Annotated in this window: 5 protein-coding genes, 1 tRNA gene and 1 pseudogene; 2 read left to right on the top strand and 5 right to left on the bottom strand. The window is 47.4% G+C overall.

Annotated elements, in window-relative coordinates:
- The 5 genes and pseudogenes from AC1DUA_RS18595 to AC1DUA_RS18575 all read right to left on the bottom strand — a co-directional run.
- Positions 1–644: pseudogene (locus AC1DUA_RS18595) on the bottom strand (2,3-bisphosphoglycerate-independent phosphoglycerate mutase); the annotation flags it as partial.
- A 1-nt stretch (position 645) separates the two neighbouring features.
- The gene (gene tpiA / locus AC1DUA_RS18590; RefSeq protein WP_477501185.1) at positions 646–1,398 is read right to left on the bottom strand and encodes a triose-phosphate isomerase; all 753 of its coding nucleotides are present in this window, start codon (positions 1,396–1,398) and stop codon (positions 646–648) included.
- A gap of 27 nt (positions 1,399–1,425) precedes the next feature.
- Entirely contained in the window at positions 1,426–2,607 is a 1,182-nt protein-coding gene (locus AC1DUA_RS18585) for a phosphoglycerate kinase (RefSeq protein WP_477501184.1), read from the bottom strand.
- 147 nt (positions 2,608–2,754) lie between these two features.
- A complete protein-coding gene (gap, locus tag AC1DUA_RS18580) occupies positions 2,755–3,759 on the bottom strand; it encodes a type I glyceraldehyde-3-phosphate dehydrogenase (protein ID WP_477501183.1) in 1,005 nt (334 codons plus the stop codon).
- Between the two features lie 79 nt (positions 3,760–3,838).
- Complete coding sequence (locus tag AC1DUA_RS18575; protein WP_477501182.1) at positions 3,839–4,861, bottom strand: sugar-binding transcriptional regulator; 1,023 nt, start codon at positions 4,859–4,861, stop codon at positions 3,839–3,841.
- 233 nt (positions 4,862–5,094) lie between these two features.
- On the opposite strand from AC1DUA_RS18575, the gene AC1DUA_RS18570 reads away from it, so the two are divergent.
- Positions 5,095–5,166 (top strand) — tRNA-Arg (locus AC1DUA_RS18570).
- A gap of 228 nt (positions 5,167–5,394) precedes the next feature.
- A complete protein-coding gene (gene clpP, locus AC1DUA_RS18565) occupies positions 5,395–5,976 on the top strand; it encodes an ATP-dependent Clp endopeptidase proteolytic subunit ClpP (protein WP_029195996.1) in 582 nt (193 codons plus the stop codon).
- The last annotated feature ends 475 nt before the right edge of the window (positions 5,977–6,451 follow it).

Raw genomic sequence — 6,451 nt, 5'->3', positions numbered from 1 at the left:
GTGTACGCTGGACCTTCACCGTAAACCATGGCGCGGTAGGATTTCTCCGTACGCTCCCAACGTTTATCGCGATCCATTGCATAATAGCGCCCTTGAACGGTCGCAATTTTGCCTACGCCGACCTCTTTAATTTTTTGCAGGAGACTCTCCATGTAGCTTTTCGCAGAATCCGGAGCCACGTCGCGGCCGTCGAGGAATGCGTGGATGTACACTTCATGGAAATCTTCTTTCTTAGCTAGATCCAGCAAAGCGAACAAATGCTGAATGTGACTGTGCACGCCGCCATCGGAAAGCAGCCCGTACAAGTGCAGCTTCTTTCCGTTTGTTTTCGCATGACGGACAGCACCGAGAATCGTTTCATTGTCGTAGAATTCACCGTCACGAATCGATTTGGAAATCCGCGTCAGATCCTGATAAACGATACGGCCAGCGCCGATATTCAGGTGTCCTACTTCAGAATTCCCCATCTGGCCTTCAGGCAAACCTACAGCTTCACCGCAAGCCGTTAAGGTTGTATGTGGATAACTTGACCAGTAACGGTCATAGTTAGGCTTTTTGGCATGAGCAACGGCATTCCCCTGCTCTTCCGAACGAAGTCCGAAGCCATCGAGAATGATGAGTGCTACCGGTTTCGGTCTGGACATATTACTTCGCCCCCTGGACGAGTTGGATGTAAGAAGCAGACTCTAAGCTTGCTCCACCAACAAGTGCGCCATCGATATCAGGTTGTGCCATGTACTCAGCAATGTTGTTAGGCTTCACGCTGCCGCCGTATTGGATGCGAACTGCATCTGCTACGGAAGCGCCGTATAGACCGCTCACAAGCTCACGGATGTAGCCGATAACGTCTTGTGCATCAGCAGCCGTAGAGGACTTGCCAGTACCGATAGCCCAGATTGGCTCGTACGCGATAACCACTTGTGCTGCTTGCTCTGCGCTAATGCCAGCAAAAGCCGCTTCTGTTTGCACTTTGCAAACATCTTTCGTTTGACCCGCTTCGCGCTCTTCCAGCTTCTCACCTACGCAAAGGATCGGTTTCAAGCCGTGTTTGAAAGCCGCAACGACTTTCTTGTTCACGATTTCGTCCGTTTCAGCGAAGTAAGCTCTACGCTCGGAGTGTCCGATAATGACATATTCCACGCCAAGATCTTTCAGCATTACGCCGGAGATTTCGCCTGTGAACGCGCCATTGTCTTCGAAATGCAGGTTTTGTGCGCCTACATGCACTTCTGTGCCTTTTACAGCTTCAACTAATGCCGGCAGGTTTGTGAAAGGAGAACAAATTACGCTTTCTACGCCTTGGACTGTGCTGCCTTTTACTTCGTTCACAAAGCTAACAGCTTCGGAAACAGTTTTGAACATTTTCCAGTTACCCGCGATAATCGGTTTTCTGCTCATTCGGATATGATCTCCTTTGAAAATAAATTATTTATCGTTCAAGGCTACAACGCCTGGCAATGCTTTACCTTCCATGAACTCCAAGGAAGCTCCGCCGCCTGTGGACATGTGGTTCATTTGCTCAGCCAAGTGGAATTTCTCTGTTGCTGCAGCTGAATCGCCACCGCCGATTACTGTGTAACCTTCTGTTTTTGCACAAGCTTGCGCTACAGCAAGTGTACCGTGGGAGAAAGGCTCGATTTCAAATACGCCCATCGGTCCGTTCCAAACAACCAGTTTGGATTTCGCGATAACGTCTGCGTAAAGCTCACGTGTTTTAGGTCCGATGTCAATGCCTTCCCAATCCGCAGGAATGCTGTCAATATCAACGATTTGCGTGTTCGCATCTGCGCTGAATTTATCTGTAACAACGATATCTACAGGAAGCAGGAAGTTAACACCTTTTTCTTTGGCTTTAGCAATAAAGCTAAGCGCCAAATCAAGCTTCGAATTGTCCAGAAGCGATTTACCGACTTCATAGCCTTGTGCTTTCAAGAATGTATAGGATAGACCGCCGCCAATCAAGACGTTGTCTGCAATGTTCAGGAGGTTTTCAATGACAGCGATTTTGTCTTTCACTTTGGAACCGCCAACGATTGCTGTGAAAGGACGCTCTGGGTTGTTCAGCGCTTTGCCTAGAACATCCAGCTCTTTCTCCATCAAAAGACCGGAAACAGCCGGGATGTAAGCTGCGATGCCGGAAGTCGAAGCATGTGCACGGTGAGCAGCACCGAATGCATCATTCACGAATAGATCAGCTAGATCAGCGAAAGCTTTTGCCAATTCAGGATCATTTTTCTCTTCGCCTTCGTTGAAACGAACGTTTTCAAGCAAGAGAACGTCRCCATTTTCAAGCGCATCCACTTGTGCTTTCACGATTTCGCCAACGGATTGATCCGCTTTAATTACGTTTTGACCAAGAAGCTCTGCCAATTTAGCAGCAACTGGCGTTAAACGGAGCTCTTCAACCACTTGACCGTTTGGACGACCAAAATGAGCAGCAAGAATGACTTTAGCGCCTTGCTCTACCAAGAATTTAATCGTAGGGAGCGTTTCTCTGATTCGTGTATCGTCAGTGATTTGACCATTCTCTACAGGTACGTTGAAATCAACGCGGACGAATACTCTTTTACCAGCTACTTCAACATCGCGAACACTTTTCTTACTCATAAGTTAAAGCCTCCTGAACGTGTATGGTTTACTTCCGTACTTCCTCGTACTTCCTGCTTCCGAACAACCTTATATAGGCGACAATCGCACATAAAGAGGAGAATCGCTTCTCCTCTTCATGTGGTTGTTAGTGTGTGTTTTATGAAATTACAGACCTTTTTTAGCGATGAAAGCAGCCAAGTCAACTACACGGTTGGAGTAGCCCCACTCGTTGTCGTACCAGGAAACCACTTTCAGCATGTTGTCGCCAACTACCATTGTGGAAAGAGCATCGATTGTGGAGGAAGCTGGATCGCCATTGAAATCGCTGGAAACCAAAGCATCTTCTGTGTAGTTCAGAATGCCTTTAAGAGGGCCTTCGGAAGCTGCTTTCAGAGCTGCGTTTACTTCATCAACAGTTACGTTAACTTTCAACTCAACAACCAAGTCAGTTACTGAAACGTTAGGCGTAGGAACACGCATAGACATACCGTTCAATTTGCCTTTAAGTTCTGGAAGAACCAGACCGATAGCCTTTGCTGCGCCAGTGCTGGAAGGAATGATGTTCTCAGCTGCTGCACGAGCACGACGAAGGTCTTTATGAGGCACGTCAAGCACGGATTGGTCATTTGTGTAAGAGTGAACAGTTGTCATCATACCTTTTACGATTCCGAAGCTATCGTTGATAACTTTTGCGAAAGGTGCCAAGCAGTTTGTTGTACAAGATGCATTGGAGATGATTGTGTGAGCTGCTGGATCGTATTTGTCTTCGTTAACGCCAAGTACGATTGTGATATCTTCGTCGGATGCAGGAGCGGAAATGATAACTTTCTTAGCTCCACCTTTCAAGTGAAGGGATGCTTTTTCTTTCGCTGTGAAGATACCAGTGGATTCAACAACGATTTCAGCGCCTACAGATGCCCATGGCAGGTTCCCAGGGTCACGCTCAGCAAAAACTTTGATGGAACGACCGTTAACGATCAATTCGCCTTCGCCAGCTTCAACTGTTGCGTCTAGTTTACCGTGAGTTGTGTCATATTTAAGCAAGTGTGCCAGTGTTTTAACGTCAGTCAAATCATTTACTGCAACGATTTGTACTTCTGTGCTGTTCAAAGCTGCGCGAAACACGTTACGACCAATACGTCCGAAACCGTTAATACCTACTTTTACCATAGCGAATTCCTCCTAAGATTAAAAAAGATTTATTTATTTCAAAACGCAGCTAGCACAAGCCCACGTTATGATGTCTCATTTATACATGTTTCATAATTTCTATTGCCGCCGCTTCATCCGTTACCAGCACATCTTCTTGCCCATGCCTTAGAACGGAAGCGATCGCTTCGCCCTTGCTTTTACCGCCTGCTACGCCAATTACGACCTCTGTCCGCTGTAGATCCTCAAGACGAAGCCCGACTGTAGGCATCTTGTGCACGACATTTCCTTGGCGGTCAAAATAGTACCCGAATGCTTCTGCCAGAGCGCCATCGCCTTGCAAGCTGCGAGTCGTTTCGGCATCCACCTTACGCCTTCGAGCCATGACCATAGCATCTCCGATACCGTGAACAACGATGCGACAACTGCGAACAGCGTCAACAACTTCCTGAATCTGTGGATCTTGGATAAGGGTCTGGTACGCTTCCTCGCCTAAATGATCCGGCACATGAAGCAGTCTGTATTTCCCGCCTGTCTTCTTGGCCATAATAGACGCGATCGTATTTGCCTGCATATCCACGCTTTCGCCAAGTCCACCGCGAGCCGGTACGAACCAATTGCCTTTCATGGAAGAGGAAATCGTCAGGTTATTCGCAATCTGCGCCATTGTTGAGCCGCCGGTTACCGCAATAATGTCGCCTTTGGCTACATATTTGCGCAATGCCGCTGCTCCAGCGCGTCCTAGCTCCTTCTTCGTAAAGACCGAAGTGTCCGTATCGCCAGGAACTACAATGACTTGCGAGAGACCGTACGCTTTCGCGATGCTTTCTTCCAAATCCGTCAATCCAAAAGCGATCTTAATGATCGGCAGCATATCTTCGAGCAGTTGACGACCGGACTCACTGATCTTCATCCCAGAGGCATCCGATTCCAGAAGCCCTTGCTCCTTAAGGAAGTCAACTTCTCCGCGGAGCACCCGCTCCGTCATATCGAGCGAAGAAGCTAGCGTTCTGCGTCCGACAACACCAGAGATTAAGATATGATGCAGAATCGAGTATCGCTTCTTCATGATGTCCATGAGATCCGGCAAGAGCTTTTTCTGAATGTCTAGAATTTCTCTCATATAACGACGTTCGACGCTCCTGATCCAGTGATGGACGTTTTATGTCCCGGGTCTGCATTTTGTGTCCCACCCGGGTGAAAAAAAATTGCCTTACACGTTTATTATAACCAATAACACTTTAACATTCAACAATTGTTCAAACAATTTCAACAAAATGTACTGTAAGGGCTTACGGTATTGCTTTTTATGCAGAGGTGACATATAATAACCCTTGCTTCRCTTTTTTGAAACATGCGCCCGTGGTCCAATGGATATGACGTAGGCCTCCGAAGCCTGAGATAAAGGTTCGATTCCTTTCGGGCGCGTAAACAACGCGGATAAATAAGAAATATCAGAGAAATCAGTCATTCGACTGATTTTTTTTATTGTTAGTTTGACCTTCCTTGACCTTCGGAGGTTTTTTCGTTATCATACTTGTAGATACTGTAAATAGTATGTACACGGGAGATCAATCTCATAACTCATAGGATGACATTGGCCCCAGGCAGCAACAATCTTTTAAACCATCTACCCACCCCAAGGAGGTCATTCTCATGAGTTTTATCCCTATGGTCGTCGAACAGGACGCACGCGGTGAAAGAGGATATGACATCTACTCTCGCTTGCTGAAAGACCGCATTATTTTCTTAGGCACGGGTGTCAACGATGTTGTGGCAAACTCCATCATTGCTCAGTTACTTTTCTTGGCCGCACAAGATCCTGATAAAGATATCTCGCTATACATTAACAGCCCTGGCGGTTCCATCACAGCCGGTATGGCGATCTTCGACACGATGCAGTTCATCAAGCCGGATGTCTCCACGATCTGCGTAGGTATGGCTGCTTCGATGGGTGCTTTCCTGCTGACAGCTGGCGCCAAAGGCAAGCGTTACGCGCTTCCGAACAGCGAAGTTATGATTCACCAACCGCTTGGCGGCGCTGAAGGTCAAGCCTCCGACATCGAAATTCGCGCGAAGCGTATTTTGAAAATGAGAGACAACCTGAACAAAATCCTTGCAGAGCGCACAGGACAAACGTTCGAACGCATCGAAAAAGATACAGACCGCGACAATTTCATGAGTGCTGCGGAAGCAGCCGAATACGGACTCATCGATAAAGTGATCGAGCGCGTCTAAAACAACAATACACCAGCTAGCACGTCTGCTCATCTGAGCGGCCTTGCTAGCTGGTTTTTTTGTTGTTAGGGTGGTTGTTTAGAGGGGAACCTTGCGTCCTGCGTCCTTCTTCATTCCTGGTTCCTCTTGGTTCCTCTTGGCCCTCCTTCTTCCTTCTTCCTTCTTGCTTCTTGCTTCTTTCTTCTTCCTTCCTCCTTCCTCCTTCCTTCCTCCATCCTCCCTCTCACCGTTTCAACTCCCGCTCTCCCATCCCCCTATCCTGACCTCCGCTTCTAACGGACATGACAGCCTCTATTTCTCGTTTTTAGGCTTCAAATCCAATTTAACGGACCCCAGAGCCGTTATTCACCGAAAACCAATAAATACTCAGTGGAAACTCGCAGGATAGCGTCATTCGTGTCCGTTAGAATTCTATTTTGTATAAATTTAGCGGAATAGCGCCGCTGGAGTCCGTTACATGAGACAGACTTAACCC

It is taken from the genome of Paenibacillus sp. 01T422, from assembly GCF_056398785.1.
This window is presented reverse-complemented; position numbering and strand designations above follow the sequence as displayed.